The 24,800-nt window shown below is 62.2% G+C and carries 27 protein-coding genes; 14 read left to right on the forward strand and 13 right to left on the reverse strand.

Features of this window, described 5'->3' with window-relative positions; translation table 11 throughout:
• The first annotated feature begins 529 nt into the window (after positions 1-529).
• From tolQ to D6Z24_RS00470, 7 genes are all read left to right on the forward strand, one after another.
• Positions 530-1,201 (forward strand): protein TolQ, encoded by a 672-nt coding sequence (tolQ, locus tag D6Z24_RS00440; RefSeq protein ID WP_129124575.1) that lies wholly within the window; start codon positions 530-532, stop codon positions 1,199-1,201.
• 3 nt (positions 1,202-1,204) lie between these two features.
• Complete coding sequence (gene tolR / locus D6Z24_RS00445; protein WP_129124576.1) at positions 1,205-1,624, forward strand: protein TolR; 420 nt, start codon at positions 1,205-1,207, stop codon at positions 1,622-1,624.
• On the forward strand, positions 1,621-2,376 hold the full coding sequence (locus D6Z24_RS00450; protein WP_129124577.1) for a TonB C-terminal domain-containing protein: 756 nt from the start codon (positions 1,621-1,623) through the stop codon (positions 2,374-2,376). The genes tolR and D6Z24_RS00450 overlap by 4 nt, the downstream gene beginning before the upstream one ends.
• The gene (tolB, locus tag D6Z24_RS00455) at positions 2,373-3,587 is read left to right on the forward strand and encodes a Tol-Pal system beta propeller repeat protein TolB (protein ID WP_129124578.1); all 1,215 of its coding nucleotides are present in this window, start codon (positions 2,373-2,375) and stop codon (positions 3,585-3,587) included. Before D6Z24_RS00450 ends, tolB begins: the two co-directional genes overlap by 4 nt.
• A gap of 122 nt (positions 3,588-3,709) precedes the next feature.
• Positions 3,710-4,300 carry a peptidoglycan-associated lipoprotein Pal gene (gene pal / locus D6Z24_RS00460; RefSeq protein WP_129124579.1) on the forward strand — a complete coding sequence of 197 codons (591 nt, stop codon included), beginning with the start codon at positions 3,710-3,712 and terminating at the stop codon, positions 4,298-4,300.
• 76 nt (positions 4,301-4,376) lie between these two features.
• Positions 4,377-5,228: a tol-pal system protein YbgF gene (ybgF, locus tag D6Z24_RS00465; protein ID WP_129124580.1), complete on the forward strand. Its 852-nt coding sequence runs from the start codon at positions 4,377-4,379 to the stop codon at positions 5,226-5,228.
• Between the two features lie 96 nt (positions 5,229-5,324).
• Complete coding sequence (locus tag D6Z24_RS00470) at positions 5,325-5,516, forward strand: hypothetical protein (RefSeq protein ID WP_129124581.1); 192 nt, start codon at positions 5,325-5,327, stop codon at positions 5,514-5,516.
• 15 nt (positions 5,517-5,531) lie between these two features.
• On the opposite strand, the gene D6Z24_RS00475 is transcribed toward D6Z24_RS00470, so the two are convergent.
• Positions 5,532-5,951 carry a hypothetical protein gene (locus tag D6Z24_RS00475; RefSeq protein WP_129124582.1) on the reverse strand — a complete coding sequence of 140 codons (420 nt, stop codon included), beginning with the start codon at positions 5,949-5,951 and terminating at the stop codon, positions 5,532-5,534.
• Positions 5,952-6,053: 102 nt separating this feature from the next.
• The gene (tatB, locus tag D6Z24_RS00480; protein ID WP_129124583.1) at positions 6,054-6,380 is read right to left on the reverse strand and encodes a Sec-independent protein translocase protein TatB; all 327 of its coding nucleotides are present in this window, start codon (positions 6,378-6,380) and stop codon (positions 6,054-6,056) included.
• Positions 6,381-6,580: 200 nt separating this feature from the next.
• Between tatB and nadA the strand changes: the two genes are divergently transcribed.
• The 4 genes from nadA to D6Z24_RS00500 are packed head-to-tail and all read left to right on the forward strand — an operon-like array spanning position 6,581 to position 10,017.
• Positions 6,581-7,495 (forward strand): quinolinate synthase NadA, encoded by a 915-nt coding sequence (nadA, locus tag D6Z24_RS00485; RefSeq protein ID WP_129124584.1) that lies wholly within the window; start codon positions 6,581-6,583, stop codon positions 7,493-7,495.
• A gap of 14 nt (positions 7,496-7,509) precedes the next feature.
• On the forward strand, positions 7,510-8,067 hold the full coding sequence (locus tag D6Z24_RS00490) for a gamma carbonic anhydrase family protein (protein ID WP_129124585.1): 558 nt from the start codon (positions 7,510-7,512) through the stop codon (positions 8,065-8,067).
• A 43-nt stretch (positions 8,068-8,110) separates the two neighbouring features.
• Positions 8,111-8,797 (forward strand): endonuclease III domain-containing protein, encoded by a 687-nt coding sequence (locus D6Z24_RS00495; RefSeq protein ID WP_129124586.1) that lies wholly within the window; start codon positions 8,111-8,113, stop codon positions 8,795-8,797.
• Positions 8,798-8,808: 11 nt separating this feature from the next.
• Positions 8,809-10,017, forward strand: a complete 1,209-nt coding sequence (locus D6Z24_RS00500; RefSeq protein ID WP_129124587.1) for a hypothetical protein — start codon at positions 8,809-8,811, stop codon at positions 10,015-10,017.
• On the opposite strand, the gene D6Z24_RS00505 is transcribed toward D6Z24_RS00500, so the two are convergent.
• From D6Z24_RS00505 to rsmB, 3 genes are read right to left on the reverse strand one after another with little or no spacing between them, the layout of a single operon-like run.
• Positions 10,018-10,620, reverse strand: a complete 603-nt coding sequence (locus D6Z24_RS00505; protein WP_162605052.1) for an NUDIX hydrolase — start codon at positions 10,618-10,620, stop codon at positions 10,018-10,020.
• 26 nt (positions 10,621-10,646) lie between these two features.
• Positions 10,647-11,312, reverse strand: coding sequence for a ribulose-phosphate 3-epimerase (gene rpe / locus D6Z24_RS00510; RefSeq protein WP_129124588.1), 666 nt, complete (start codon positions 11,310-11,312; stop codon positions 10,647-10,649).
• 8 nt (positions 11,313-11,320) lie between these two features.
• Complete coding sequence (gene rsmB / locus D6Z24_RS00515; protein ID WP_129124589.1) at positions 11,321-12,670, reverse strand: 16S rRNA (cytosine(967)-C(5))-methyltransferase RsmB; 1,350 nt, start codon at positions 12,668-12,670, stop codon at positions 11,321-11,323.
• 151 nt (positions 12,671-12,821) lie between these two features.
• Here rsmB and D6Z24_RS00520 point away from each other — a divergent pair, with 151 nt between their 5' ends.
• Positions 12,822-13,382: a thioredoxin fold domain-containing protein gene (locus D6Z24_RS00520; protein WP_129124590.1), complete on the forward strand. Its 561-nt coding sequence runs from the start codon at positions 12,822-12,824 to the stop codon at positions 13,380-13,382.
• An 80-nt stretch (positions 13,383-13,462) separates the two neighbouring features.
• Positions 13,463-14,890, forward strand: a complete 1,428-nt coding sequence (cls, locus tag D6Z24_RS00525) for a cardiolipin synthase (RefSeq protein ID WP_129125389.1) — start codon at positions 13,463-13,465, stop codon at positions 14,888-14,890.
• Here cls and D6Z24_RS00530 read toward each other — a convergent pair.
• From D6Z24_RS00530 to D6Z24_RS00550, 5 genes are all read right to left on the reverse strand, one after another.
• Entirely contained in the window at positions 14,887-15,969 is a 1,083-nt protein-coding gene (locus D6Z24_RS00530) for a GGDEF domain-containing protein (RefSeq protein WP_246014523.1), read from the reverse strand. The genes cls and D6Z24_RS00530 overlap by 4 nt on opposite strands.
• A 69-nt stretch (positions 15,970-16,038) precedes the next feature.
• Positions 16,039-16,863, reverse strand: a complete 825-nt coding sequence (locus tag D6Z24_RS00535) for a metal ABC transporter permease (protein WP_129124591.1) — start codon at positions 16,861-16,863, stop codon at positions 16,039-16,041.
• Positions 16,864-16,918: 55 nt separating this feature from the next.
• The gene (locus D6Z24_RS00540) at positions 16,919-17,671 is read right to left on the reverse strand and encodes a metal ABC transporter ATP-binding protein (protein ID WP_129124592.1); all 753 of its coding nucleotides are present in this window, start codon (positions 17,669-17,671) and stop codon (positions 16,919-16,921) included.
• Positions 17,668-18,594: a metal ABC transporter substrate-binding protein gene (locus tag D6Z24_RS00545; protein WP_129124593.1), complete on the reverse strand. Its 927-nt coding sequence runs from the start codon at positions 18,592-18,594 to the stop codon at positions 17,668-17,670. The genes D6Z24_RS00540 and D6Z24_RS00545 overlap by 4 nt, the downstream gene beginning before the upstream one ends.
• The gene (locus D6Z24_RS00550) at positions 18,591-19,025 is read right to left on the reverse strand and encodes a Fur family transcriptional regulator (RefSeq protein WP_129124594.1); all 435 of its coding nucleotides are present in this window, start codon (positions 19,023-19,025) and stop codon (positions 18,591-18,593) included. Before D6Z24_RS00550 ends, D6Z24_RS00545 begins: the two co-directional genes overlap by 4 nt.
• A gap of 311 nt (positions 19,026-19,336) precedes the next feature.
• Between D6Z24_RS00550 and D6Z24_RS00555 the strand changes: the two genes are divergently transcribed.
• On the forward strand, positions 19,337-20,068 hold the full coding sequence (locus D6Z24_RS00555) for a PilZ-like domain-containing protein (RefSeq protein WP_129124595.1): 732 nt from the start codon (positions 19,337-19,339) through the stop codon (positions 20,066-20,068).
• Positions 20,069-20,264: 196 nt separating this feature from the next.
• Here D6Z24_RS00555 and cobD read toward each other — a convergent pair whose 3' ends face one another.
• The 3 genes from cobD to D6Z24_RS00570 form a co-directional block, all read right to left on the reverse strand.
• Positions 20,265-21,347 (reverse strand): threonine-phosphate decarboxylase CobD, encoded by a 1,083-nt coding sequence (gene cobD, locus D6Z24_RS00560; RefSeq protein ID WP_129124596.1) that lies wholly within the window; start codon positions 21,345-21,347, stop codon positions 20,265-20,267.
• 83 nt (positions 21,348-21,430) lie between these two features.
• Positions 21,431-22,396: an adenosylcobinamide-phosphate synthase CbiB gene (cbiB, locus tag D6Z24_RS00565; protein ID WP_129124597.1), complete on the reverse strand. Its 966-nt coding sequence runs from the start codon at positions 22,394-22,396 to the stop codon at positions 21,431-21,433.
• Entirely contained in the window at positions 22,383-24,749 is a 2,367-nt protein-coding gene (locus tag D6Z24_RS00570; RefSeq protein ID WP_129124598.1) for a cobyric acid synthase, read from the reverse strand. The genes cbiB and D6Z24_RS00570 overlap by 14 nt, the downstream gene beginning before the upstream one ends.
• Positions 24,750-24,800: the final 51 nt, after the last annotated feature.

Here is a 24,800-nt window from a genome sequence, read left to right on the forward strand (position 1 = left end):
CGTCCGTTTTTCACGCATTGCGGTTGAAGGCAAGCGGATCGAATAGGGCTATTTGTCAGTCAGAGGGGGGAAGCCGCCACCTCGGGGGCCAACCCATCACTTCCGGTTCGAAACCTATCACTTCCGGTTCGAAACCTATAACTTTTAACCTGAAACCCACAGCTTTTAATCTCAAACTCTCAACTTTTAATCTCGAACCTACAACTTTAATCCTGAACCTAAAAGGTTGTGGTGCGGAACCTACAAGCTTCGGTTCGAAACCTGCCTCTTCAGGGGGCGAACCCGCCACTTTGAGTTCATGAGCCTGCATTTTGCAAGCCTGCACCTATAAGGAGCGTTTAGGAATAGCATGCAAGGTACACACGGCGGCCGAAGCGGGAACTGAACCGGCACACTATGGAATCGGCAACTTCGTGAGTAGATAAGAGCTGCACCGCAGGGTCCGGGGCATGTCTTTCCTGTTGACTTCGCTGAAGGTAAAGCATATTTTTTGCAGATTGATTTCAACCCAAACCGCGGAGGTTGTTACGTGGGCATGCTTGCTTCGACCGGCCTGGTCGTAAAACTGGTACTTATGCTGTTGCTCTATTTCTCGGTCGTTTCCTGGGGCATCATCTTTTACAAGCTGCTGCAGGTGTACCGCGCCAACGGCGCCTCCGAGCGCTTCCTCGAATTCTTCTGGAAAGCCAAACGTTTCGACGCCATCAGCTCCCAGTTGGACCGCTTCGAGCATTCCCCCCTCACCGTCCTCTTCCAGGAAGGGTACGGCGAACTGAAAAGGCTGCAGGAAAAGGTAGAGGAAAAGGCTGACCCCAACATCGTCAGCACCGATCTTGGCGGGGTGGACAACATCGCCCGCGCCCTGCGCCGCGCCACCACCTCCGAGATCACCAGGCTCGAGAAGTACCTCACCTTTCTCGCCACCACCGGCGCCACCGCCCCGTTCGTCGGGCTCTTCGGCACCGTCTGGGGCATCATGACCGCCTTCGAGCAGATCGGCAAAAGCGGCTCCGCATCGCTCGCCGTAGTCGCACCGGGCATCGCCGAGGCGCTCATCGCCACCGCGATCGGCCTCGTAGCCGCCATCCCGGCCGTCATGGGTTACAACCACTTCCAGCACAAGATCAAGGTGCTCATCTCCGAGATGGACAGCTTCTCCACCGAATTCCTCAACATCGTGCAGCGCAACTTCGGGAGATAAATCATGGAGTTCGGCAACAGGGAAAACGGCGATCGCGGCACCATGTCGCAGATAAACGTCACCCCGCTGGTCGACGTCATGCTGGTGCTCCTGATCATCTTCATGGTCACCGCACCGATGATGCAGCAGGGGGTCCAGGTCAACCTCCCCAAGGCGGAGACGAAGTCTCTCGCGCCCAAAGAGGACACCCTGGTGGTCTCGATCGAACAGTCGGGAAAGACCTTCATCAACTCCTCGGAAATCTCCCCTGACCTTCTGAAGGAGAAACTCACCACCATGCTGGCCGGCAGGGAGAAACGCGAGGTCTTCCTGAAGGCCGACCGTGCCGTTCCCTACGGCGACGTGGTCAAGGTGATGGCCCAGATCAAGGGTGCCGGGGTTGAACGCCTCGGCATGGTGACGGAGTCCCCGCAGCGGCAATGATAAACGCGTTAAGGCGCAACTACCCGGGACCGGGGGGGATGTTCGTACTCTCCTTCATCTGCCACCTGGTCGTGTTCCTGGTCATCGCCTACTGGCACATCCTGCCCCAGTTCCATGAGGATGAAACCCCGGTCACGTACGTCGACATGGTTACCCTACCGGTAGCCTCGCCGCAAAGCGGCACCCCTGCACCTTCCCAACAGGAGAGCAAGGCCCCTGCCGCGCCGGCTCCGGCCCCTCCCGCACCGGCTGCTCCGGCCATGGCTCTGCCCACCAAGCCCGCTGCAAAAGCACCGACGGCAAAAGCCAAGGCGGAACAGCAGAAGGAGGCGGCCGAGGCCAAGGCGTTCAACGAGCGCATGGCGAAGATGGAGCAGCAGGCGGAAGACCGGCGTCAGGCCGCGGCGCTGGACGCGCTGAAGAAAAAGGGGAGTTCCCGGACCGGGATGCCCGGCGGCAAAGGAACACAGGCGGGAAGCGACTATTCATCGTACCTGCAGTCCCGCCTGAAAGACGCGCTCAAAGAGACCATGGCGATGCAGGCCAAGGCACCGCAGGTGATGGCGACCATCACAGTGTCGCCCGACGGATACATCGACTACCACGTGGAGAAACCATCAGGAGACCCGCTTTTCGACGACGCGGTGCGGCGCGCCGTGACGCTTGCCGGAAAGACGCTGGTCCCACCACCCAACGGCGCTTATTTCAAGCGAGTGTTCCGTTTCAGGCCTGAAGGGGTCGGTATAAAATGAGAACATTTTTCCTTCTGTTTTTCCTCCTCCTGGCGCCCAGGCTCTTCGCCGCCGAGGGATACATCGACGTAACGGCTCCGGTCTCCGGGAAGCTGAAGCTCTTCATCGCCCCGCCCGCGGTGCTCTCCGGTCAAGCGCCGGCCGAAACGGCGAAGGAACTCCCGGAGCTCTTCGGCTTCGACCTTGCCATCGCCGGCCCCTTCGATATCAGCGCAGACGCGACGAGCCCGCTGATTTTGAAGAGCTCCGTAGGCGTGCAGGGCGAAACGGCCACCATAGAGTGCCGCCTGGTGGACCAGGTGCTGAACCGCGAGGTGGCGGCGAAGCGCTACACCGGCAGGGTCAAGGACCTGCGCCGCATGGGGCACGCCTTCTCCGACGAGGTGCTGCGCGCCTTGACCGGCCAGAAGGGCCCCTTCACCGGGAAAATAGCCTACGTATCAAAGGTCTCCGGCAACAAGGAGATCTACATCATGGACTACGACGGGCATAACGCCCAGCGGCTCTCCAACAACGGCTCGATCAACCTCTACCCCGACTTCGCCCCTTCCGGCAAGGAGGTCATCTACACCTCCTATAAGAAGGGGAACCCCGACCTGTACCGGCGCGAACTGTTCACCGGCCTCGAGGCGCGCGTTTCCTACCGCAACGGCCTGAACGCCATGGGTGTCTTCTCTCCCGACGGCAACAGAATCGCCCTCGTGCTCTCCAAGGACGGTAATTCCGAGATCTACGTCATCTCGCGAGACGGAAAGGAACTTTCCCGGCTGACGAAAAATCACGCCATCGACGTTTCACCGGCCTGGTCCCCCGACGGCTCCAAGATTGCCTTCGTCTCGGACCGCCTCGGCAAGCCCCAAATCTTCGTGATGAACTCCGACGGCAGCAACGCAAGGCGCCTCACCACGAGCGGTTCCTACAACGTGACGCCGCGCTGGTCTCCCAAGGGGGATCGCATCGTCTACGCCCGCAAGGAAGGCGCGTTCCAGATCTACGCCATCAATCCGGACGGAACCCAGGACACCCAGCTCACCAGCGCCGGGAGCAACGAGCATCCCCGCTTCTCGCCTGACGGACGCTTCATCGTCTTCAGCTCCACCCGTGACGGCGGGGAGGGACTCTACCTGATGCGCGCCGACGGCAGCGCGCAGACCAGGATCTCCCCCAACAAGGGACAGAACACCCACCCCACCTGGTCGGTGAACTGGTAGGATATGCTTCTTTCAATGTTCGTTGATTAACCGGTAAAAGATGGGTATACTTCTGTCGTTTTTTCCAAGGCACGAGGCGGCAGCCTACGGCCATATTCCATATGAGTAAAAAGGAGTGGGGAATGCGCAATAAAATCACCGGATGCCTTGTTGTTCTCAGTTTAGGAGCGCTGGTAGCGGGAGGCTGCGCCAAGAAAGAGATCGTGAAGCCCGAGGAGCAGGCTCCGGCTGTTACGGCACCCGCCCCTGAAGTGACCAAACCGGCCCAACCGCAGGCTCAGCCGCAGGCCCCGGTCACCGAGCAGACCCCGGTACGAGAGCCGGTGGTGGCTCCTGAGCCGACAAGGCAGGCTCCCGCCGCAACGGGCACCGACCTGCAGGGGCAGTTGCAGAAGATCTACTTCAACTTCGACTCTTCGGACCTCTCTGAAGACTCCCGCAGCATCCTCTCGAAGAACGCTGAATACCTCAGCAAACAGCAGGGGGCTAAGATCCGCATCGAAGGAAACTGCGACGAGCGCGGCTCCGACGACTACAACATGGCGCTCGGCGAGAGAAGGGCCAAGGCCGCGAAAGACTACCTCGTCAACCTGGGCATCGCCACCGACCGGATCAGCACCATAAGCTACGGCGAGGAAAAGCCGGTAGACCAGGGGCACGACGAGGCGGCCTGGGCGAAGAACAGAAGGGACGAATTCGTCGTAGTCAAGTAACGCGTGCGCGCACCGACAAAAGGAGCCTACGGGCTCCTTTTTTTATCTTTCGTGCAGCTAATCAGGAGGTTCTGACATGTCAATGACGAGGGTGGCGCTGGGTGCGCTGGTTCTGCTCACCTTTTTCGGCTGCGCCAGCCAGAGTGATCTGGAATCGGTCCGCCGCGATACGGACGAGATGAAGAACCGCATCTTCACCTTGGACAAAGGGCTGAACGAAGTCCGCGGCGAGGTGAAGGAAGGGGTTGAGAAATCGCTGGCCGGTTACCGGCAGAGCCTTGAGACGCTCCAGGCGGACGTCGCAGGCTACCAGAAGGATATGGCCTCCATCCGCAAGGGGGGCGCCGACCTGCAGGCCACGCTCGAGAGCGCCCGGGTGGACATGCAGCTTCTCACCGGCAAGATCGATGACGTCCGCATCATGGCCCAAAAGCCCGCCGACGATATCGCCCTTTTGAAGGAAGACCTGAACAAGCGGCTGTCCGCCATCGAAGAGCGCATGACCAAGCTGGAGAAAGGGCTCGAGGAGCAGAAGAAAAAGCAGCTCCCCGCACCGGTCACCCCGGAGGTGCTCTACCAGCAAGGTTACGACGCGCTGAAGGGGGGGGAAAGGGCTAAAGCGCGCGAGATCTTCGCTTCCTTCCTGCTCCAGTTCCCCAAGCAGCCCCTGGCGGCCAACGCCCAGTACTGGATAGGCGAGAGCTACTATTCCGAGAAGAACTGGGAACAGGCGGTGCTGGAATTCCAGGAAGTGATCAAGAATTACCCTTCGAGCGAAAAGACTCCGGCGGCGATGCTCAAGCAGGGGATGGCCTTCAGGGAACTTGGCGACAACAAGAGCGCAGCCTACATCATGAGAAAACTGGTGGAGGAGCACCCGAAGAGCGAAGAAGCCAAGATCGCCAGGGAGAAATACAAGATCAAGTAACGCGCAACAGAGGAAGGACTCCGAGAAGGCCCTCCTGCCAAAACGGGAGGGCCTTCCCGTTTCGGCACCACACGTACAAGAGCAAAGGAGACGACGATGTTCCTGGCCAGAGACAAAAACAACGACCTTTACCTTTTCGACAAGCTCCCGACCAAGGGGAAGGAGTGCTGGTGGGCTGAAACCGGCGTGGACGGCACCTACCTGAAGCTGGACAAATCCCTCTACCCGGAGATCACCTGGGAGACGGAGCCGGTCCCGGCGGAGCTTAAGCTCGCACTGAAGGGATAAGAAGAAAGAGGCGCGCTAAAGCGGCCTGAAGGCGGGCTTGATGTTCTCGGGGGTGAAGTTTTCTCCGACGGCCCACCCCTTCCCGGTGACGAGCACGGGCTGCAGACGGCAGGCGATGTAACCGATCAGGTTCGCGGGCTCAGGGAGGTCGGAGGCGATGGTGACCACACGGAAGCCGACGAAATCCCCCTCGTCCGGGTAGCTTGGGGCCCCCTTCAAGGTGCAGCTCCAGAGCTTCAGCTCCCCTTCGGGGGCGGCGAGGCTCACCATGAAGGTGCGCTCGCCGTCGCGGTTCATCCCGCCGGATTCCTCGACCAGCGCGGGGACCAGCCCGCCGATGAGAGGGGTATAGCCGATCGAGCAGGCATGCGCGAAGGCGCTCCGGGCATCGGGGAACTGCAGCACCTCTTGCTTTTTCTTGAACCAGTTGAACATGGCGTCACCTGCGGTGATCGGGATGCTAGAGTATACCGGGTTTACGGATGCAAAAAAAGGCGGGTCACCCCGCCTTTTCCAGTACGTTTCTTTTCGATACGGCTAAGCCTTCTTTTCCGGCTCGGTTGCCGCCGCGGCGGCCACCGGCTCGGCGACGTTTCCTTCCACCTTCGCCCTGAGCTCCTCGGCCTCCTTGGCCTTCTCCTCCTCAGCCTTTTTCTTGGCCTCGGCGAGCTTCGCCAGGTGCTCCTTCTCCTCGTCGGTTCTGCTGTCCGCCTCGATGGTCTGCTTGAAATCGTCCGTCGCCTTCTTGAACTCCGCCAACCCCTTCCCGAGGGACTTCGCAAGGTCAGGAAGCTTCTGCGGCCCGATGACGATGAGCGCTATAACCAAAATGATGACCAGTTCAGGCATCCCGATTCCAAACATACTATTTACCTCGCGTGTGCGGCGTTTAAACGCCCGACAGATATGTAAAAATTCGATGAAATAATAGAGGTTTTGCCTGACCCTGTCAAGCTCGCAAAGCCCGGGCCTTAATTGGTTTGACATGGACTCTAACATTGTCTACTATCGGTCCTGTTTACCATATATTTCAAATGAGAAACATTGCTTTGGTGGTGATAAACATGTCTCAGGAAACTTTAAAGTCAGATATTAAATCTTTGCTCAGGAAGCGTAATGCCGTGCTCCTGGCACATAACTACATGCGCGACGAGGTGCAGGAGATCGCCGACATAACCGGGGACTCCCTCGCCCTCTCGATGGAAGCTGCCAAGACCGATGCCGACGTGATCGTCTTCTGCGGCGTCCACTTCATGGCCGAGTCCGCCTCGATCCTCGCACCGGAAAAGACCGTGCTGCTCCCCCGCCTCGATGCCGGTTGCCCGATGGCCGACATGGTCACCGTTGAAGGGCTGAAGGAGCTCAAGGCTAGGTACCCCGGCGTACCGGTGGTGACCTACGTGAACTCCTCCGCAGCGGTGAAGGCGGAAAGCGACATCTGCTGCACCTCGGCGAACGCGCTCAAGGTGGTGCAGTCCATGAGCGAGAACGAGATCATCTTCGCCCCCGACAAGAACCTCGGCAGCTACGTCGCCCGTTTCACCGACAAGAAGTTCCATCTCTGGGAAGGGTACTGCCCGACCCACGAGCGGCTGAGGCCCGAGGTGGTCGTGGAACTAAAGGACCAGCACCCGGACGCCCCGTTCGTCTGCCATCCGGAGTGCAACCCGGCCGTGGTGGCGCTGGCCGACCACGTCTGCTCCACCACCGGGATGTACGACTACTGTAAGAAATCGAGCGCGAAACGCTTCATCATCGGCACCGAGGCGGGCATCCTCTGGCGCCTCAAGCGCGAGAACCCGGACAAGGAGTTCATCCTCGCCTCCCCGGCCCTCATCTGTCCGAACATGAAGCTCACCTCCCTCGAGGACGTGCACGAGGCGCTCGTCAACATGCGCCCGGTGGTCAAGGTCCCCGAGGAGACCCGCGTCCCGGCCAAGCGTGCGCTGGACCGCATGCTCGCCATCCCGAGGGACTGAAAAAGGAGAGACGCATGATCCGATCCTTCAAAGGCATGAACCCCAAGATCGCCCCCTCCGCCTTCATCGCCGAGGGCGCCGTCATCATCGGCGAGGTGAGTATCGGCAAGGAGTCGAGCATCTGGTACAACTGCGTGGTGCGCGGCGACGTGAACTCCATCACCATCGGGGACCGGACCAACATCCAGGATCTCTCCATGCTGCACGTAACGCACAAGAAACACGCCGAGGACCCGGGCGCTCCGCTCGTCATCGGCAACGACGTGACCGTAGGCCACAGCGTGACCCTGCACGGCTGCACCATCGAGGACGGCGCCTTCATCGGGATGCAGGCGATGATCATGGACAAGGCGGTCATCGGCAAGGGGGCGCTCGTCGGCGCCCGGGCGCTCGTCACCGAGGGGACCGTAATCCCCCCCGGCACCCTCTGGGTCGGCTCCCCCGCAAAATACAAGCGGGACCTGACCGAGAACGAGATCGCCTGGCTCGGACGCTCGGCCGGAAACTACGTCAGATATTCCCGCGAGTTCATGGAAGACCCGGCGACACCGCGCCGCACCGACAACGAGTAGAAGCTTTACCGGGGCTCACCGCGGCCCGGAGACGATGCATACGATGGAAAACGACACGGGCGGGGAGACGATTCCGCACCGGCGCGAACAGCTCATGGAGCTCTTCGACGCGCTCTTCAAGCGCTACGGCGCCCTCAACTGGTGGCCTGCCGACACCCCCTTCGAGGTCTGCGTCGGCGCCATCCTCACCCAGAACACCAACTGGGGGAACGTAGAAAAGGCGATAGCGAACCTGAAACGGGAGGGGCTCCTCTCGGTCGAGGCGATCCTGGATACGCAACCGGAGCGGCTCGCCGAGTTGATACGCCCCTCCGGCTTTTTCAACGTGAAAACGGTGCGGCTCAAGGGTTTCGTGGAGTGGCTCGTAACGCGCCACGGAAGCCTCGATGCCATGTTCGCCGGAGAGTGGCGTCCGCTGCGCGATGAGCTCGTCAGGGTCCCCGGGATCGGACCGGAGACCTGCGATTCGATCCTCCTCTACGCTGGGCAGAAGCCTTCCTTCGTGGTGGACGCCTACACCCGCCGTCTCTTTTCGCGCCTGGGGCTGGTCAGTGAGAAGGACGACTACCACGAGGTGCGCGCCCTGTTCATGGAGCATCTCCCCACCGACGTACCGCTGTTCAACGAATACCATGCCCAGATCGTGGAGCACTGCAAGTGTCACTGCCGGAAGACGCCCGTCTGCGACGGTTGCCCGCTTAAAGCCGCCTGCTGCTGCGCCACGCCCTGATAGAGAGCCAAATGAGAAACTTCGCCAACGTCTTCCTGATCCTCTTCTTCGCCGACGGCTTCCTCTCCGTTCTGGACGAGATTTCCTCTCTCTTCGGACCGGTGGAGCCGCTCTCCCTGTTCCGGATGCAGGTCGCCGGCACGGTGCTCTTCTTTGCCGTGCTCCTCTACCTCTGCATGTGGGTGGACCGGCGCATCCCCAAGCGGCTCTTCCTCCCGCTCATCCTCTTCCCGTTCGCGGTTCCCATGCTCGCCTGGCTCATCCCGGCGCTCGGGGAGTCGCGCATATATTCCATACTCATGTCCCTGATCCAGGTCGGGGTCGCGCCGCTTCTCATCGCGCAGTACCGCGACGGCAAGGAACCGGGACTCACCCTGCCTCCCTGGCGTTTCGAAGGCCCCGTGTTCGGCCTGAAAAACACCCTTATGTTCACCGCGGCGAACGTGGTGGCGCTCCCGGTCTTTCTCACCCTCTTCACCCTTAGCAGCGCTGACGCCTGGGCCAACCTCAACACCGCGGGGTTCGTGCGCGTGGCGCCGCGCGGCCTTTACATGACCGAACGCGTCTACAAGCGGGGGAACCAGACCGTGAAGCTTTCCGGGATGATCCACGTGGGGGAGAAGGGTTACTACGAGGACGTGACGAAGGGGCCGGTGCAGGGGCGCACCGTCGTGCTGGCGGAAGGGGTGACCGACCGGAGCCGGGTGCTGAAAAACCGCTTCGACTACCGTAAGGTCGCCGACTTCCTGGGGCTCGCCTCCCAGGAGAAGATGCTCTTTTCCGGCAACTTGATCGACGGCAAGGCCCTCGACGCGCCGCGCCCCCCGGCGGGCAAAGGCCCCGACATCGTGCTCGCCGACACGGACCTCGCCACCTTCCGGCCTGATACCCTGCTCTTTCTGAACCAGGTCGGCAGGGAACTCGCGAGCCACGGCTCCGTGGTCGACGGGGTCCTAAGCCTCAACCGCTGGGCCGAGAAGAACGTCACCCCTAAGATGTACGACGTCATCAGGGAGGACATCCTCACCCGCCGCAACGACGTCCTCCTCAGTTACCTGGACCGGGCCCTGAAAGGGTACGACACCGTGGTGATCCCTTGGGGCGCGCTGCACATGAAAGGTATCGAGGCCGGGGTGAAGGAGCGCGGCTTCGTGCTGAAAGAAGAGAAAAAGAGACTCGGCGTGGACTTCCAAACCATCGCCGAGGCGAACAAGAAGTAGCTAGAACTGTTCGGAATCCTCACCCGCCTGCTCCACCCCCCAGAGCACGTCCAGGAAGTTCTTAAGGATGCGCGCGGTCAGTCCCCAGATCTCGTCCTCGCCGTAGAGGTAGAAGTACATCGGGTAGTTCTCGATTCCCTTGTGGTTCCAGTATTCGACGCGGTATACGCCGGGCTTGGAGAAGTGCGACAGCGGCACTTCGATCAGCCGCTCGATCTCGGCGTCGTTCACGGTGAGGAGGTAGTTTTCGGGGAAGATCCCGACCACGGGAGTGACCAGGTAGTTGTGGATGGAATGGCAGTCGTCCAGCTCGCCCAGGATCTCGACGTCGCCGGGAGCGATCCCCACCTCCTCCCATGCCTCGCGCGTCGCGGTGTCGGCGCTGTCGACGTCGCTTGCCTCGCAGCGCCCCCCGGGAAAGGAGATCTCGCCGCTGTGGTGCGTCAGGTGGGTGGTTCTTTTGGTGAAGAGGAGGTGGTACTCGCCCTCTTTCATGAAAAGCGGGATCAGGACGGCGGCGGGAACCGGCCCGGCCTCCATGGGGACGCGCCGGCGCAAGGCAAGAGAGCGCTTCAGCCTCTCCCGCACCTCGGCCGGCTCCATGGCCCTGTCCTGACCGTTTTCCGCGGTCAGAGCACCGGCTCCTTGGCCCTTTTCTTGAGTTCGGCGATGGTGGCGGCGTAGTCGGGCGAGTTGAAGACGGCGCTCCCCGCCACGAAGACGTCGGCACCGGCGTGCGCGATGCGGGAGATGTTGTCGATCTTCACGCCGCCGTCCACCTCGAGCTCCGCCTCGATGCCGCGGCGGTCCATGGTGGAGCGAAGGGCCTGGATCTTCGGGATGCACGCCTCAATGAAGGACTGCCCGCCGAAGCCCGGGTTCACCGTCATGAGCAGGATCAGGTCGAGTTCCTCCATGACGTAGTCGAGAACGTTCAAAGGCGTCGCAGGGTTGAGCGAGACCCCCGCCTTCTTGCCGAAGGACTTGATCAACTGGACGGTGCGGTGCAGATGGTTGGTCGCCTCGGCGTGGACCACGATGATGTCGCTCCCCGCCTTGGCGAAGTCCGGGATGTAGCGGTCCGGGTCGACGATCATCAGGTGCACGTCGAGCGGCAGGGTGGTGGCACGGCGCGCCGCCTCCACGATGAGCGGCCCGATGGTGATGTTGGGGACGAACTGGCCGTCCATGACATCGACGTGTACGTAATCGGCGCCTGCCGCCTCGATGGCCTTGATCTCCTCGCCCAGGCGGGCGAAGTCGGCGGAAAGTATGGAGGGAGCGATCTTTTTCATGGTTTCTCCTACTTGATTTTCTTGAGCCGGGCGGCGAAGAAGCCGTCCATGCCGTCGCGGTGCGGCCAGCTTCTGAAGAAGCCGCGCTCCGTGAAAAGCGGGGTCAGTTCGGGGAAGAGCCCGCGCAGGTCCTCGGCTACGAAGTCGGGGTGGTCGCGCAGGAAAGTGTCCACCACGAACTCGTTCTCCTGGACGCTGGTGGAGCAGGTCGCGTAGAGGAGCGTCCCCCCCTTCTCGAGGTACTTGCAAAGGTTCTCCAGGATGGAGATCTGGGTCCGGGCAAGCTGCAGGAGATCGTCACCGGACTTGCTCCACTTCCCTTCCGGGTTGCGCCTGATCACGCCCAGGCCCGAGCAGGGGGCGTCCACCAGGATCCTCCGGAAGGTGACCTCCTTGATCGCAGGCGATGGGGAGGTGGCATCCATGGTGAAGGTACGCACCGAGGCGATGCCGAGACGGTCGCAGGTGTCCTTGATGAGCCTGAGTTTCTTATGGTTCACGTCGCAGGCGTAGATCTCGCCGGAATCCCCCATGAGCTGGGCGATCTGCGTGGTCTTGCCGCCCGGCGCGGCGCAGGCGTCGAGCACGCGGTCCCCCTTCTCCGGGGAGAGAAAGAGCGGGGCGAGCTGGCTCGACTCGTCCTGCACCGTGAAGAGACCGTCGCGGAAGGAGGCAAGCCGCGTGATCTGGCCGGACTGGTTCAGCCTGATGCCGTCCGGAGACCAGCGGGTCGCGCTGCAGGTCACCCCCTCGGCGGTCAGACGCTCCAAAAGCGCCTCGCGCGAGACACGCAGCGTGTTCACCCGCACGGTAAGCGGCGGGGGCTCAGACATGGCCGCAGCCAGCGCCTCGGCCTCGTCCGCACCCATCTGCTCGATCCACTGCCTGGTAAGCCAGGCGGGGTGCGAGTAACGCACGGCGAGGTACCCCGCCGGGTTTTCGGCGCGGTCCGGGTAGCTGATGTTGTCGCGGTTTCGATCCGCGTTTCTGAGGATCGCGTTGATGAAGCCCGACGCGCGCGGAGCAAGCTCCTTGGCGAGCTTCACCGTCTCGTTCACCGCGGCGGAAACCGGGACGCGGTCGAGGAAGAAGCACTGGTAGAGCCCGAGGCGCAGCAAGAGGAGCACGTAGAGCTCGAGCTTCTCGGTCCTCTGCTTGGAGAACTGCCCGATGATGTAATCCAGGGTCCCCTGCCGGCGCAGGACGCCGTACACCAGTTCGGTCAAAAGGCCTCTATCGGCCCCCTTGATCATGTCCTTGGAGAGCTCGTGGTCAATGAGTATGTCTGCGAAGGACTTTTCTTTTTCGATCCGGAGCAGGATATCGAAGGCGGCGCGGCGCGGGTTTTTGCTGGACAAATTACTTCCTTTCAGGGGTGAAGATCTGGGCGAAGCCGGATTCATTATATGCATTTCGCCCAAAATCGCAAGCGGTTAGGGTACTTGACATAGGAAATCCAGGGGCTACCCTTTAGCCTGGGTTTAATGATAACCGAGAGGAGGGTTTACCATGATAGCCTGGGAAACGGACATGGGAAAAGCGCTGGCTCGGGGGAAGGCGGAACAGAAGACACTGCTGCTCGAGTTCTTCAGCCCGGAATGCATCGGCTGTAAACAGATGGAGGCGGTAACCTTCGCCGACCCGCAGGTCGTGAACTTCATCTCGGACCACGTCATACCCGTCAGGATTCCGGTCAGTTCCGTCACCCAGACCGCCGACTTCCGGGTGAGCTGGACCCCGACCATCATCGCCCTCGACCTGTACGGCCGCGAACACCACCGCAGCGTCGGCTTCCTCCCCCCCGCCGACATGATCGGCTCGGTGCTCCTCGGCATGGGCAAGGCGTGCCTGGACAACGGACAGTTCAACGAAGCTGTGATCCAGTTTAACACCCTTTTAAACGGTTGCCCGAAGAGCGCTGCGGCGCCCGAAGCTGTCTACCTGCGCGGAGTGGCGCGTTTCAGTGCGAGCCACGACCCGGCGGCCCTCAAGGACATCTACCAGCAGCTCTCCAGTCAGTATCCCGAGAGCGAGTGGACCAGGCGCGCCGAGCCGTTCACCCTGCTTTGATCTTTTCAGCCGCACCAGGTTTTTAATTCCACATGGGGGGCGGCAGCCATGCCGCCCCCTTTTCATGATGTGATTCTATGATGCACGCCCTGGACCACATTTTCACCGGACTTCTCTTCGCATCGCTGGCCGCGCTCGCGCTCCTCTCGGCCGGGCACGCCCTCGTCAACAAGCGCGATCCCCGCTCCGCGCTCGGCTGGATCCTCACCTGCCTCGCCATTCCGCTTTTCGGCCCCATCTTCTACTGGGGCATGGGCGTCAACCGCATCTACAGCCGCGCCAAGCGCTGGCACCGCGAGTCCGGCGCCCTCCCCATCATCCCCCCGACGGTCAAAGACATCCCCTCGGCACGCCTCCCGGGAGAACTCGCCTACCTGAGGGAATTGAGAAACCTCTCCGAGCGGGTGGTGAGCACGAGGCTTCTCCCCGGGAACCACCTGATCCCCCTGGAAAACGGCGAGGAGGCTTACCCTGCCATGCTCGCCGCCATCGACGCGGCCGTCTCCTCGGTGCATCTCTCCACCTACATCTTCGACGGCGACGACACCGGCAAGCGCTTCGTCGCCGCCCTCGCCCGTGCGGCGGACCGCGGCGTCGAGGTGCGGGTGATCGTGGACAGCCTGGGGGAAAAATACTCGAGACCTACGGCGCGGGAGCTTTTGAAGGGGAGCGGCGTGAAATTCCGCCATTTCCTGCCGCTGCGTCCGGGAGGGTACCTGAACCTGCGCAACCACAGAAAGATACTGGTCGTGGACGGGGCAATCGGCTTCACCGGCGGCATGAACATCGGCAGCAGGCACATGGTGACGACGCCCGCGCCGGTGGTCAAGGACCTGCACTTCCAGGTGCTCGGACCGGTGGTGGCGGACCTGCAGAGGACCTTCGTCGAGGATTGGCATTTCGCCAAGGGGAAACAGCTGACCGACGCGCGCTACTTCCCCGAGCTTGCCGAGGCGGGAAGCGCCATGGTGCGTGCGGTGAGCGACGGCCCTGACAAGGACTTCCGCAAGCTCAACTGGATCATCTTGGGCGCCCTTTCCTGCGCCCGCAGGACGGTGACCATCGTCACCCCCTACTTCATCCCGGACCGCCCGCTCATCTCGGCGCTGATCACGGCGGCCTTGCGCGGCGTCGAGATCACCCTGGTGCTTCCCGAGGTGAACAACCTTCCCTACGTGCAGTGGGCGAGCCGCTCCTACCTGTGGGAGCTTCTGCAGCAGGGGGTGCGCATCTACGCCCAGCCCGCTCCCTTCGTGCACACGAAGTTCATGGTGGTGGACCGGAGCTGGAGCCTGATCGGAAGCGCCAACCTCGACCCGAGGAGCTTGAGGCTCAACTTCGAGTTCAACCTCGAGGTCTACGACCTGGAGTTCGCCGCGGCCTTAGAGGGGCGCTGCATGGCCACCCTCGCCCTGTCGCGGGAGATCACCCTCGCCGAGATGGACGCCCGCCCGCTTGTCGTGAAGCTGCGCGACGCCGGCGCGAAGCTCTTCTCCCCCTACCTTTAACCCGCATCCTTCTCCCCGGATCCCGCCAGTGAGACCCGGTTCTTGCCCATGCGCTTGCTCCGGTACATGGCGAGGTCGGCCTGCTTCACCACGCTCTTCAGGTCGCCGCCGTCCGCAGGGTAAGAGGCGATTCCCGCGGAAAGGGTGCAGTCTATGAGTTCCCCCTCGTAACTGAAGGGACAGTTGTCCATGGCCCGTACGATCCGCTCCACGGCGGGACGGATCTGGTCCCTGTCGTGGTCGTTGTACATGACGATGAACTCGTCCCCACCGAAGCGCGCCGCGACGTCGCTCTCCCTGATGTTGGCCTTTATGATGCGGGCGGTCCACTTGATGAGCTCGGTCCCGGCCAGATGCCCGTAGCGGTCGTTGATCTGCTTCAGGTTGTCGGCGTCCAGCATGCAGATGGCGAAGGGGGTGCCGTAGCGGCGCGAGATCTTCTCCTGCTGCAGGGCGAGGGTCTCGAAGCTGCGCATGTTGTTGAGACCGGTGAGGTCGTCGGTGAGCGACAGGCGCTCCACGTCAGCCCGTGCCCCCTCGGCCTCGCCGGAGAGCATCGCCCCCACGTGCGCCATGAGAACGAAGGGGACCACCCTGATGAGGTGACCGGTGATGTTGCCCATGAAGGAGGGCGATGCGCCGGCCAGGAGCAGGAAATAGCAGGCGACCGCGAGTCCCGCCATGAGATAGGTGGTCCGTCTCCCGAGGATGAGCGAGGTGGCCATCAGGATCAGGTAGATGACCGGAACGAAGGGGCTGTCGGCCTTCCCGGTGAACCAGCAGACCGCCACCAGGTAGACAAGCAGCAGGGCGAGGTCGAGGGAGGCCTTCATCTGGAAGTTTTTCAGGAAGAGGCGGGTCAGGGTGAGGCTGCCGATGAGGGCGAGCGAGAAGAGCGATACGAGCAGATTGCCGCGACCCGGGAGGGGGACCAGGTAGGAGTCGAGCAGCACCAGCCCGACCAGGAGCCAGGCGATGAGACAGAGCACCCGTTTGTGACCGGTGTGCCTTGCCATATCGTCAGCGCTGATCCAACCTTTTTCCTCTACCATCCCGGCCGCCTCGGTCCTCGGTGTCACTGCTTCACCTTGAGCTTATCGGCAGAGCGTCGGGAAAGTTGACGGTAATCTTGCGGCGTTGCTAAACGGCTAGGGATGGCGCAGCAGGCTGCGCAGGGCGAGGGCCAGGAGGAAGACGACGAAGTTGATGATGACGATGGTGGCGCCGGTGGGGAGGTTGAGGACGAAGGATACCGAGATGCCGCAGATGACGGTGCCGACCCCGATGGCGGCCGCGGAGATGATGGCCGCCTTGAACCCCTTGGCGATCTGCAGCGCCGATACGGCGGGGAGGATGAGCAGCGCCGATATCAGCATGATGCCCACCACCTTCATGGCGAGCACCACGGTGAGCGCGGTCAGGAGCACGAGAACGGCGTTGATGCGGTCGGTGTCCAGGCCGGAGCTTTTGGCGAGTTCCTCGTCGAAGGTGCTGGCGAAGAGCTCGTTGTAGAACATGACGACACCGGCGATGACGATGACGAAGAGCACGGCCGCTATGGCGAGCTCGCTCGAGCTGATCGAGAGGATGTTGCCGAAAAGGTAGCTGAAGAGGTCGACGTTGAAGCCCCCGGCGACGCTCGCCAAGAGGACGCCGGTGGCGATGCCGATGGCGGAAACCATGCCGATGGCGGCGTCGCCGTAGATGCGCGCCTTCTGGGCGAGCTTCAGGATCCCGAGGGCCGAGGCGAGCACCACAGGGATGACGGCGAGGGTCATGTAGACCGATTGGAGGCGGAAAAGAAGCGTCAGTGCGACGCTTCCGAAGGTGACGTGGGCGAGGCCGTCGCCGATCAGCGACAGCCTGCGCAGCACGAGGAACACGCCGAGCACCGAGCAGAGGATGGCGATCAGCGACCCTCCTATGAGCGCCCTCTGCATGAAGCCGTAACTTAGCATCTCGTTCAGATCCATATAAACCTCAAAGGCAGGGGCGAAGAATCACTCGCCCCCCTTGCCTGCGCCGTTTTTAGTGCCTGTGGCAAACCAGGTGCTGGCCGTGCTCGCCGAAGAACCCGGTCATCTCGGTGGAATTGCAGAAATCGTCGAAGCTGCCGTAGAAAATAACCTTTTTGTCCAGGTAAAGCAGGTGCGAAGCGTACTTCCCGATGGTTGCCGTATCGTGGGTCACCAGGAGCACCGTGGCCTTTTTTTCCCGGTTCATCTCGAAGATGAGCTTGTAGAAGCTCTCCCTGGTCTCCGGGTCGAGCGCGGTGGTCGGTTCGTCCATCACGAGGAGCGCCGGGTCGTTCACCAGCGCCCGCGCCAGGAGCACACGCTGCCTGAGCCCCCCGGAAAGCTCGCCGATCATCTTCCCCCGGATATGGGAGATCCCCATCCACTCCATGGTCCGCTCCACGGCCCGCGCATCGTCCTTCGTGAAACGCCGCGGAAACTGCTTCGCGGAAAGCCGACCGAGCCGGATCACCTCATCGACCGTGGCCGGGAAGTGCGGGTTGAAAAACTGCAACCCCTGCGGCAGGTATCCGATCCGTTGCCAGTCGTGGAAGCCCCCGAGGGGCTTGCCGAGGACGGAAATGGCGCCGGCGGTGGGAGCGAGAAGTCCCAGGATGATCTTTATCATGGTGCTCTTCCCGGAACCGTTCGGCCCGCAGATGCCCACGTAGTCGCCCGGATTGACCGTGAAAGAAACGTCCTGCAGCACCTCGGTCCCGTGATAGCCGGCGCAGAGGTTCTGCACGGTGAGAGCTTTTTCTGTCATTGCAGCCCCGTCTTCAAGTTCTTGAGGTTTTCTTCCATGAGGGAGACGAAGGTGACCCCCTTTTGCAGCTCGTCCTTCGTGACGTTATGGCCGGCGCGCAGCATGAGGACCTTGGCCCCGGTCTCGCGCGCTATGGTCTCGGCCACGCGGGGACTAAGCAGCTCTTCGGTATAGACGTAACCCAAATGTTCGCGGCGCATGATCTGCACGAGTTCGGCGAGCTTCGCCGGGGTGGGTTCGGCGTCGGCGTTCACCGCGGAGGCCGAGATGTACTTCAGGCCGTACCTTTTCGCCAGGTAGCCGAAGGCATAGTGTCCGCCATGCAAGAGCTCCTTCTTCGGGCAGTTGGCGAGGGTCTCCTTGAAGCGCTGGTCCAGTGCCGCCAGCTGCCGGTCCAACCCGGCCGCGTTCTGCTCGTAGTACGCCTTGTTGGCGGGATCGCGTGCGACATATGCGGCGAGGATGTTTTTCGCGATGGTGCGTGCGTTGTCGAAGTCGAGCCAGATGTGCGGGTCGCCCCCCTTCCCCTCGTGGGCATCGTCGTGCCCTTCGCGATGCCGGTCCGATACCGGCCCCTGCATGAGTGGAATCCCCCTGCCTCCTTCGACCACCGTCACCTTGCCCTTATCGAGCCCGGAGATGATGCTTGCCGCCCACGGCTCCATCACCGCATTGGTATAGACGAAGAGATCGGCCCGGTTCACCCGCACCACGTCTTCCGGCCGCGGCTCAAAGCTGTGCGGCTCGACTCCCGGCGGAAGGAGCAGCGTCACCTGCGCCTTTTCTCCCCCGATCGTCCTTGAAAAGTCGTAGAGAGGGAACAGGGTCGTCACCACCTGCAGCTTTCCGCTTTGCCTTTCCTGACGACTGCACCCCGGCAGCACAAGGATCAGGGCCAGCAGCAACGCCGTGAGCCATTTCATGCCTTTTCCCCTTTTTTCGCGCAACCGCCGCACAGACCGTTCAACTGCAGGATGTGCGACAGCACCTTCCCGCCGTTACGGATGCTCACCTCACGCTCCAGCGCTTCGATGCCGCAAGAAGGGATGTCCTCAACCTTGCGGCACGAAAGGCATACGAAGTGGTGATGGTGTTCCGGGTTGCTGCAGAAGTAGTAGTACAGCTGACGGTTGGGATGGATCACCTTGGTGAGGACGCCGCTCTCGGAAAGCTCCTCAAGGTTGCGGTACACCGTGGGAAGCCCGAGACGGTCGAAACGCCCCTTCAACGTCTTCCAGAGTTCCTCTGGACTCGCGTACCCCGACTCGGCCTCAAGCAGCTCGAGAATGGCCAACCGTTTCGGGGTCGCTTTCATACCAGCCGCTTTGAGTACCGCCGCGTGACGCTGCTCCATGCCAGCCTCTAAATAGAAATGATTTCGTTTTAAAATAGCGGGCGGGGTCTCAAAGTCAAGAAAATTTCTATAAACCGGACGGACCTTTGTGCTACCTTCCCGTAACCATCGCGGACAGGTTCGGTCAAATGACACAGCGGAACCGGCCTTTCACGTGAACCGCCCCACCAACATTAACCAGTTCAAAAGCGACATCTTTGCCAGATCAGGGGGTTGCTCGCAGGGCGCGGAGCGGGGCGGTTCTTGGCTCTTGTATTGCATAAAATTCATGTTCCATCAAAGCGGTTATTTCACCAGTCGGACGGCGTCGTATGCGAAGAGAAACGAACAACCATAAGGATTACTTCCATGCCGGGCAGAAGGCCCGGGTAGAGGTGTCATTATCGGGGGATACGGTTTTCAACGACGGCGCCGTGGTAACGGGTATCGACGACACCGGGATCCGCCTGCGTCTTTCCCGGGAGAAGCTCCCCGAGGGGGTGCTGCTGCGTCGCGAATCTCCGCTGGTGGTTCGCGTAGGGGTGAGCGGCAACAGCTACCGTTGCAAATGCGTAGTTCTTGACGACCATGCAGAAGAGGACTTGCGGGTGGGGGTCGTGGAGAGGGTAACTCCCGAAGATCAGCGCGAATATTTCCGCCTCGGCACCGATATCCCGGTGATCCTGTTCAACGTGACCGCCGGTACCGCCGAAGAGAGTGGCGCCGCCGGACTGCGGGTGGCTGCGCAGAACAGCCTGCCGCGCATCGTGAACATAAGCGGCGGCGGTTTGCGCACCGAGACCGAGATGGAGATGACCCGCGACGACATCGTCTATGCCACTTTTCACCTGCCGCTGCCGGAGCCTAAGATCGTTCCAGTCGTCGCCCAGGTGATGCACAGCGAGGAGTTGCGCCGTAACGAAGGGATCGTATTCAGCGCCGGCCTGCGTTTCATGCACATCAACGAGCGCGACCGCGACGCCATCGTCCGTTACGTCTGCAACGAAGAGATAAAGCGCATCAGGATGTGCCGGAAGGACTTCTACTCCGTTCCGGCCGGCTGACGCTTCACCAGGCTGAGATATAGAATAGAGTGCAGTTGCAATGAATAAGGCCGACGGGAAATCCGCCGGCCTTTCTTTTTGGGTGAATTCTTGGGAAGCAAAGTGCAGTTGTCCACGAAGCGCTGCCTGAGCCCTGACGTCCCCCCCTTTGCGAAGGGGGACTTCAAACCTTCCTGCTTCCCTGAGGCGTGGGAGTCTACCCTTCAAACACCGCCGCGAGGCACTTCACCAGCAGATCGTTCTCCTCCGCAAGCCGCACCGCCACCCTGAAGTAGCCGCCGTCCAGCCCCTGGAAGTTGCTGCAGTCCCTGATGAGAATCCCCTTCCCTTTCAACGCCTCGCGCAGTTGCCCTGCAGTCATCCCTTCCCGCGTCAACCGCACCAGCAGGTAATTGGCCCGAGCCGGAAAGACCTCGAGACCGGGGAGCCCGGATAGTGCCGCTGCAAAGCGTACCCGCTCCGCGTCAATATAGCTCCTCGTGCGCCGGCAATATTCCGACGCGGCAAGCGACGCTATCCCCGCCACCTGTGCCGCCGTGTTCACGTTCCAAGGGTCCTGCTGCGCCGCGATCTCCGCTATGGTCTCGGGGCGGCCCAGCGCGTAACCGAGCCTCAGCCCCGGAATGCCGAAGAACTTGGTCATGGAGCGCAGCAAGACGGCGCGCGGCGCATGTCGAACGAGTTCTTTAGCCGATTCCGCCTCGCAAAAGTCGATGAAGGCCTCGTCCAGAACGAGGAAAGTGCCGCTCTCACGGCAGGCGTCGACGATCCCGGCGACTTCCCCTTTCGGCACCAGGTTCCCTGCGGGGTTTCCCGGATTGCAGATGAAAAGCATGTCGTAACCCTGCCGCAGCCGTTCTTTCAGCGCATCAACCAACAGCGAGAATCCGTCGTCCGGCGAGAGGTTGAAGTAGTCGGTCTGCCATCCCGCCCGCTCCAGGGCAAGCGCGTACTCCGCGAAGGCGGGAGCAACGACGAGAGCACGACGACCGGAAAAGACGCGCGGGAGCAGGTGGATCAACTCCGTCGAACCGTTTCCGACGGCGATCTCGTCCGGTGCGCAGCCGTGGTAGGCGGCCAGAGCAAGCTTTAGCTCCGTCGCCCCCTTGTCAGGGTAATGCAGCAGACGCTCGAAGCTCTCCGTCAGCGCCTCGCGCACCCCCGGCGCCATCCCGAGCGGATTGATGCTGGCCGAGAAGTCCAGGAGCTGCTCCGGTGCTAGACCGAGGTCCCTTGCCACGGCAAAAACGTTGCCGCCATGTTCGTGTGGGATTGCCATTGTTACCAACCCTGCAGATACCTCCCCTCGCCCTCCGGGAGAGGGGCGGGGGTGAGGGCCTTGGCCTAAATAAGACTTGGCCGTTATACCGTCACCTTCAACGCCAGCTCGAGCGCCATCCACCCGAGCACCAACAGCGCCTCGGCTCCGTACATGAGGCGCACAACACCCGCGTATGCCTCGAGGGAGAGCGGCCGCAACGGGTCGCCGATGGTCGGCTTCTCAACGATCCTGCCGAAGTAGCGGTTCGCCCCGCCGAGTCTCACGCCGAGAGCACCGGCTGCGGCCGCTTCCGGATAACCGCTGTTGGGCGAGGCGTGGTTGCGGCAGTCCCGGCGCAGGATGCGCCAACTCCCCGCCCCGCTTAAACCGCACAGAGGCGCCGCAAGCACCATGAGCAGGCCGGTGAGCCGCGCCGGGATGAAGTTGGCGAGATCATCGAAGCGCGCCGAGGCCCAGCCGAACTCCAGGTAGCGCTCGTTTTTGTACCCCACCATGGAGTCGAGCGTGTTGACCGCCTTGTACGCGATCGCCAGCGCCGGGCCGCCCAGCATCAGATAGAAGAGCGGAGCGACAACGCCGTCGCCGGTATTCTCAGCCACGGTCTCCACCGCCCCCCTGATGACCTCCGGCTCGTCCAACTGCGCAGTCTCGCGTCCCACGATGTACGAGAGCGCAACCCTCGCGGCGGGAAGATCCCCACGCTCGATGGCCTTCGCCACCTTCGCCGACTCGACGTGCAGCGAACGGGCCGCAATGGAAACCCAGGCAAGGTAAAGCGCGACCAGGAAGCCGACCGCCGGGGCGACCAGCGTTCCCAGGTAGATGAGCCCGGCAGCGACGAGATAGCTGACGCCGACGGTCACGACGAGCAACGCGACGCCTGCCAGGCGGGGATCGGAGATCCTTTGGCGCAGTACCCGTTCAAGCCATGAAATCAACCATCCGATGATGACCACGGGATGCGGCAGGGTGCGCGGGTCGCCGAGAAAGAGGTCCATGACCACCGCACCGAGCACTATAGCTATGTGCGGGTCAAGGAGCGCCATCGCCGGCCGTACTGCTCACTCCGGCGCGCAGCGGCGAGATGCCGCAGATCCGGAAGATCCGCTCCAGGTCCAGGTACCGCTCCATGTGCGCCGCAAGGGCATCGAACGGATCGGGTGTCGGGACTGCTTCCGCCTGCTCCGGCAATCCTTTCGCACGCCTGATCCGGTTCAGGAAGGCGGTCCTGAAGGCGTGGTTGTCGAAAATGCCGTGCAGATAGGTGCCGAAGACCCGCCCGTCGGCGGATACGGCACCGTCATCCACGATGACGCCATCTCCGGAACGGCTTGTGATGCGGGCAAAGGGGGCGACTCCCTGACCGAGGACGCTCTCCCCCATATGGATTTCGTATCCGGTAACCGCAGCGTCAGAGCCGGGTGCGACCGATGCCCCTGCAGCGAGGAGAGTGGCTTCCGCCTGGTGGGTCTGTTTCTCCTTGAGCATCGTGGTCACCACGTCGAGAAGTCCCAGCCCTTCGACGCGCTCGACATCCGACTCCACCCGTTCCGGGTCGAGCACGGTCTTCCCGAGCATCTGGTATCCGCCGCAGATGCCGACGACCGGTCCATGGAAACGGGCGACCGCCTCGGCGATCCCCTCATCCCTGATCGACTCGAGATCAGCGAGGGTCGCCTTCGTCCCGGGCAGGATCACGAGGTCCATGGTCTCCACGAGCCAGGGCGAGCGGATGTAGTAAAGTTCCACGTCCGGCTCCGCCTCCAGCGCCGCGAAGTCGGTGTAGTTCGAGATCCGCGGCAGCCGCAGCACCCCGATGCGCAGTTTGTCCCGCCGCTCTGTATTTTGGGGCGCGGCTTCCTTCTTCTGCAGGGCGACGCTGTCCTCTTCGGGCAGGGCCGGCCCTTTGTACCAAGGGAGCACCCCGAGCACCGGAACCCCGGTCCGCTCCTCTACGAACTTGATCCCGGAGTCGAGCAGGGAGACGTCGCCGCGGAACTTGTTGATGATGACCCCTTTCACGAGCGCCTTTTCGTCCGGCCGCAGGAGCTCAATGGTGCCGACGATCTGTGCGAAGACGCCGCCCCGGTCGATGTCGGCAACGAGGATCACGGGAGCGCCCGCCATGCCCGCCACCTTTAGGTTGGCGATGTCGTGGTCGCGCAGGTTGATCTCCGCGATGCTGCCGGCCCCCTCGATGACGATGAAGGAGTAGCGGTCGCGCAACCGGGCGAAACTCTCCCGCGCTTTCAAAAAGGCCTTCGGCTTGAAGGCGTTGTACTCCTTCACCCCCATGTTGCGCACGACCTTGCCCTGCACGATCACCTGGCTCCCGGTATCGGAGTTCGGCTTCAGCAGGATCGGGTTCATGTCGGTATGGGGTGCGATGCCGCACGCCTCCGCCTGAACGCCCTGGGCGCGGCCGATCTCTCCTCCCTCCGGGGTCACCGCTGAGTTGAGCGCCATGTTCTGGGACTTGAAGGGTGCCACCGAGATACCGCGACGCTTAAGGATGCGGCAGAAACCGGCCGTGAGCACGGACTTCCCGACATCGGAGCCGGTGCCGCAGAACATGACGGCATGCGGGTCCTCGCTCACCTCTCCCAAGGGCGCCACGGCGCCGCGCTTTTTGCGGTTGGGGTTCTGGTCCTCGCCGCGGGTGGCATAACCGCGCGGGGTTACGATCCGCCCGTCGCGACAAAGGCGCGTCGAGGAGTTGCCGATGATGACCAGCGAAAACATGTCGATGGGATGCTCCAGCATCTCGCCCAGGTTCGTGATGATGCACTCCTCACCGTCGCGGCAGGCGTTGCGCACGATTCCCACCGGGACCTGCGGACCGCGCGCCGCGATCAGGATGTCCCTGGCCTCCTCGATCTGGGTGACGCGCCCCTTGCTGCGCGGGTTGTAAAGCGCCACCACGAAATCCGCACTTGCGGCTGACTTCAGACGTTTGCGTATCTTAGGGAGCGGCGTCAACAGGTCGGAGAGCGAGATCACGGCGAAATCGTGCATGAGCGGCGCGCCCAGCACGGAGGCTGCGGCCTGCACCGCCGAGACGCCGGGGACCACCACGATCTCGACGTCCTGGAAGGGAGCGTCCGGCTCGTCGGCGAGTTCCATGGCGAGGCCGGCCATGCCGTAGATCCCCGCGTCGCCGCTGGAGATGAGGGCAACGGTCTTGCCCGAAGCGGCGATGGCGAGCGCCTGGGAGCAGCGTTCCACCTCGCGCATCATCCCCGAGGAAAACAGGGTCTTGTTGACGAGAAGGGGTTCGATGAACTCAAGGTAGGTCCGGTAGCCCACCACCACGTCCGCCTTCTCGATCGCCTCGCGCGCCTCGAAGGTCATGTGGTTGAGCCCGCCCGGGCCGATACCTACTACGAAAAGCTGTGACATGAAACTTGATCCTCTATTACAAAATATGCGTTTCTCGTCCCCCTCTCCCTC

It is taken from the genome of Geomonas oryzae, from assembly GCF_004117875.1.
GTDB classification, from domain to species: domain Bacteria; phylum Desulfobacterota; class Desulfuromonadia; order Geobacterales; family Geobacteraceae; genus Geomonas; species Geomonas oryzae.

Coding starts and splice junctions, on each gene's coding strand:
- tolR (WP_129124576.1), top strand. CDS start 1,205: ATGGAGTTCGGCAACAGGGAAAACGGCGATCGCGGCACCATGTCGCAG.
- D6Z24_RS00450 (WP_129124577.1), top strand. CDS start 1,621: ATGATAAACGCGTTAAGGCGCAACTACCCGGGACCGGGGGGGATGTTC.
- tolB (WP_129124578.1), top strand. CDS start 2,373: ATGAGAACATTTTTCCTTCTGTTTTTCCTCCTCCTGGCGCCCAGGCTC.
- pal (WP_129124579.1), top strand. CDS start 3,710: ATGCGCAATAAAATCACCGGATGCCTTGTTGTTCTCAGTTTAGGAGCG.
- ybgF (WP_129124580.1), top strand. CDS start 4,377: ATGTCAATGACGAGGGTGGCGCTGGGTGCGCTGGTTCTGCTCACCTTT.
- D6Z24_RS00470 (WP_129124581.1), top strand. CDS start 5,325: ATGTTCCTGGCCAGAGACAAAAACAACGACCTTTACCTTTTCGACAAG.
- D6Z24_RS00475 (WP_129124582.1), bottom strand. CDS start 5,951: ATGTTCAACTGGTTCAAGAAAAAGCAAGAGGTGCTGCAGTTCCCCGAT.
- tatB (WP_129124583.1), bottom strand. CDS start 6,380: ATGTTTGGAATCGGGATGCCTGAACTGGTCATCATTTTGGTTATAGCG.
- nadA (WP_129124584.1), top strand. CDS start 6,581: ATGTCTCAGGAAACTTTAAAGTCAGATATTAAATCTTTGCTCAGGAAG.
- D6Z24_RS00490 (WP_129124585.1), top strand. CDS start 7,510: ATGATCCGATCCTTCAAAGGCATGAACCCCAAGATCGCCCCCTCCGCC.
- D6Z24_RS00495 (WP_129124586.1), top strand. CDS start 8,111: ATGGAAAACGACACGGGCGGGGAGACGATTCCGCACCGGCGCGAACAG.
- D6Z24_RS00500 (WP_129124587.1), top strand. CDS start 8,809: ATGAGAAACTTCGCCAACGTCTTCCTGATCCTCTTCTTCGCCGACGGC.
- D6Z24_RS00505 (WP_162605052.1), bottom strand. CDS start 10,620: ATGGAGCCGGCCGAGGTGCGGGAGAGGCTGAAGCGCTCTCTTGCCTTG.
- rpe (WP_129124588.1), bottom strand. CDS start 11,312: ATGAAAAAGATCGCTCCCTCCATACTTTCCGCCGACTTCGCCCGCCTG.
- D6Z24_RS00520 (WP_129124590.1), top strand. CDS start 12,822: ATGATAGCCTGGGAAACGGACATGGGAAAAGCGCTGGCTCGGGGGAAG.
- cls (WP_129125389.1), top strand. CDS start 13,463: ATGCACGCCCTGGACCACATTTTCACCGGACTTCTCTTCGCATCGCTG.
- D6Z24_RS00535 (WP_129124591.1), bottom strand. CDS start 16,863: ATGGATCTGAACGAGATGCTAAGTTACGGCTTCATGCAGAGGGCGCTC.
- D6Z24_RS00540 (WP_129124592.1), bottom strand. CDS start 17,671: ATGACAGAAAAAGCTCTCACCGTGCAGAACCTCTGCGCCGGCTATCAC.
- D6Z24_RS00545 (WP_129124593.1), bottom strand. CDS start 18,594: ATGAAATGGCTCACGGCGTTGCTGCTGGCCCTGATCCTTGTGCTGCCG.
- D6Z24_RS00550 (WP_129124594.1), bottom strand. CDS start 19,025: ATGGAGCAGCGTCACGCGGCGGTACTCAAAGCGGCTGGTATGAAAGCG.
- D6Z24_RS00555 (WP_129124595.1), top strand. CDS start 19,337: ATGCGAAGAGAAACGAACAACCATAAGGATTACTTCCATGCCGGGCAG.
- cobD (WP_129124596.1), bottom strand. CDS start 21,347: ATGGCAATCCCACACGAACATGGCGGCAACGTTTTTGCCGTGGCAAGG.
- cbiB (WP_129124597.1), bottom strand. CDS start 22,396: ATGGCGCTCCTTGACCCGCACATAGCTATAGTGCTCGGTGCGGTGGTC.
- D6Z24_RS00570 (WP_129124598.1), bottom strand. CDS start 24,749: ATGTCACAGCTTTTCGTAGTAGGTATCGGCCCGGGCGGGCTCAACCAC.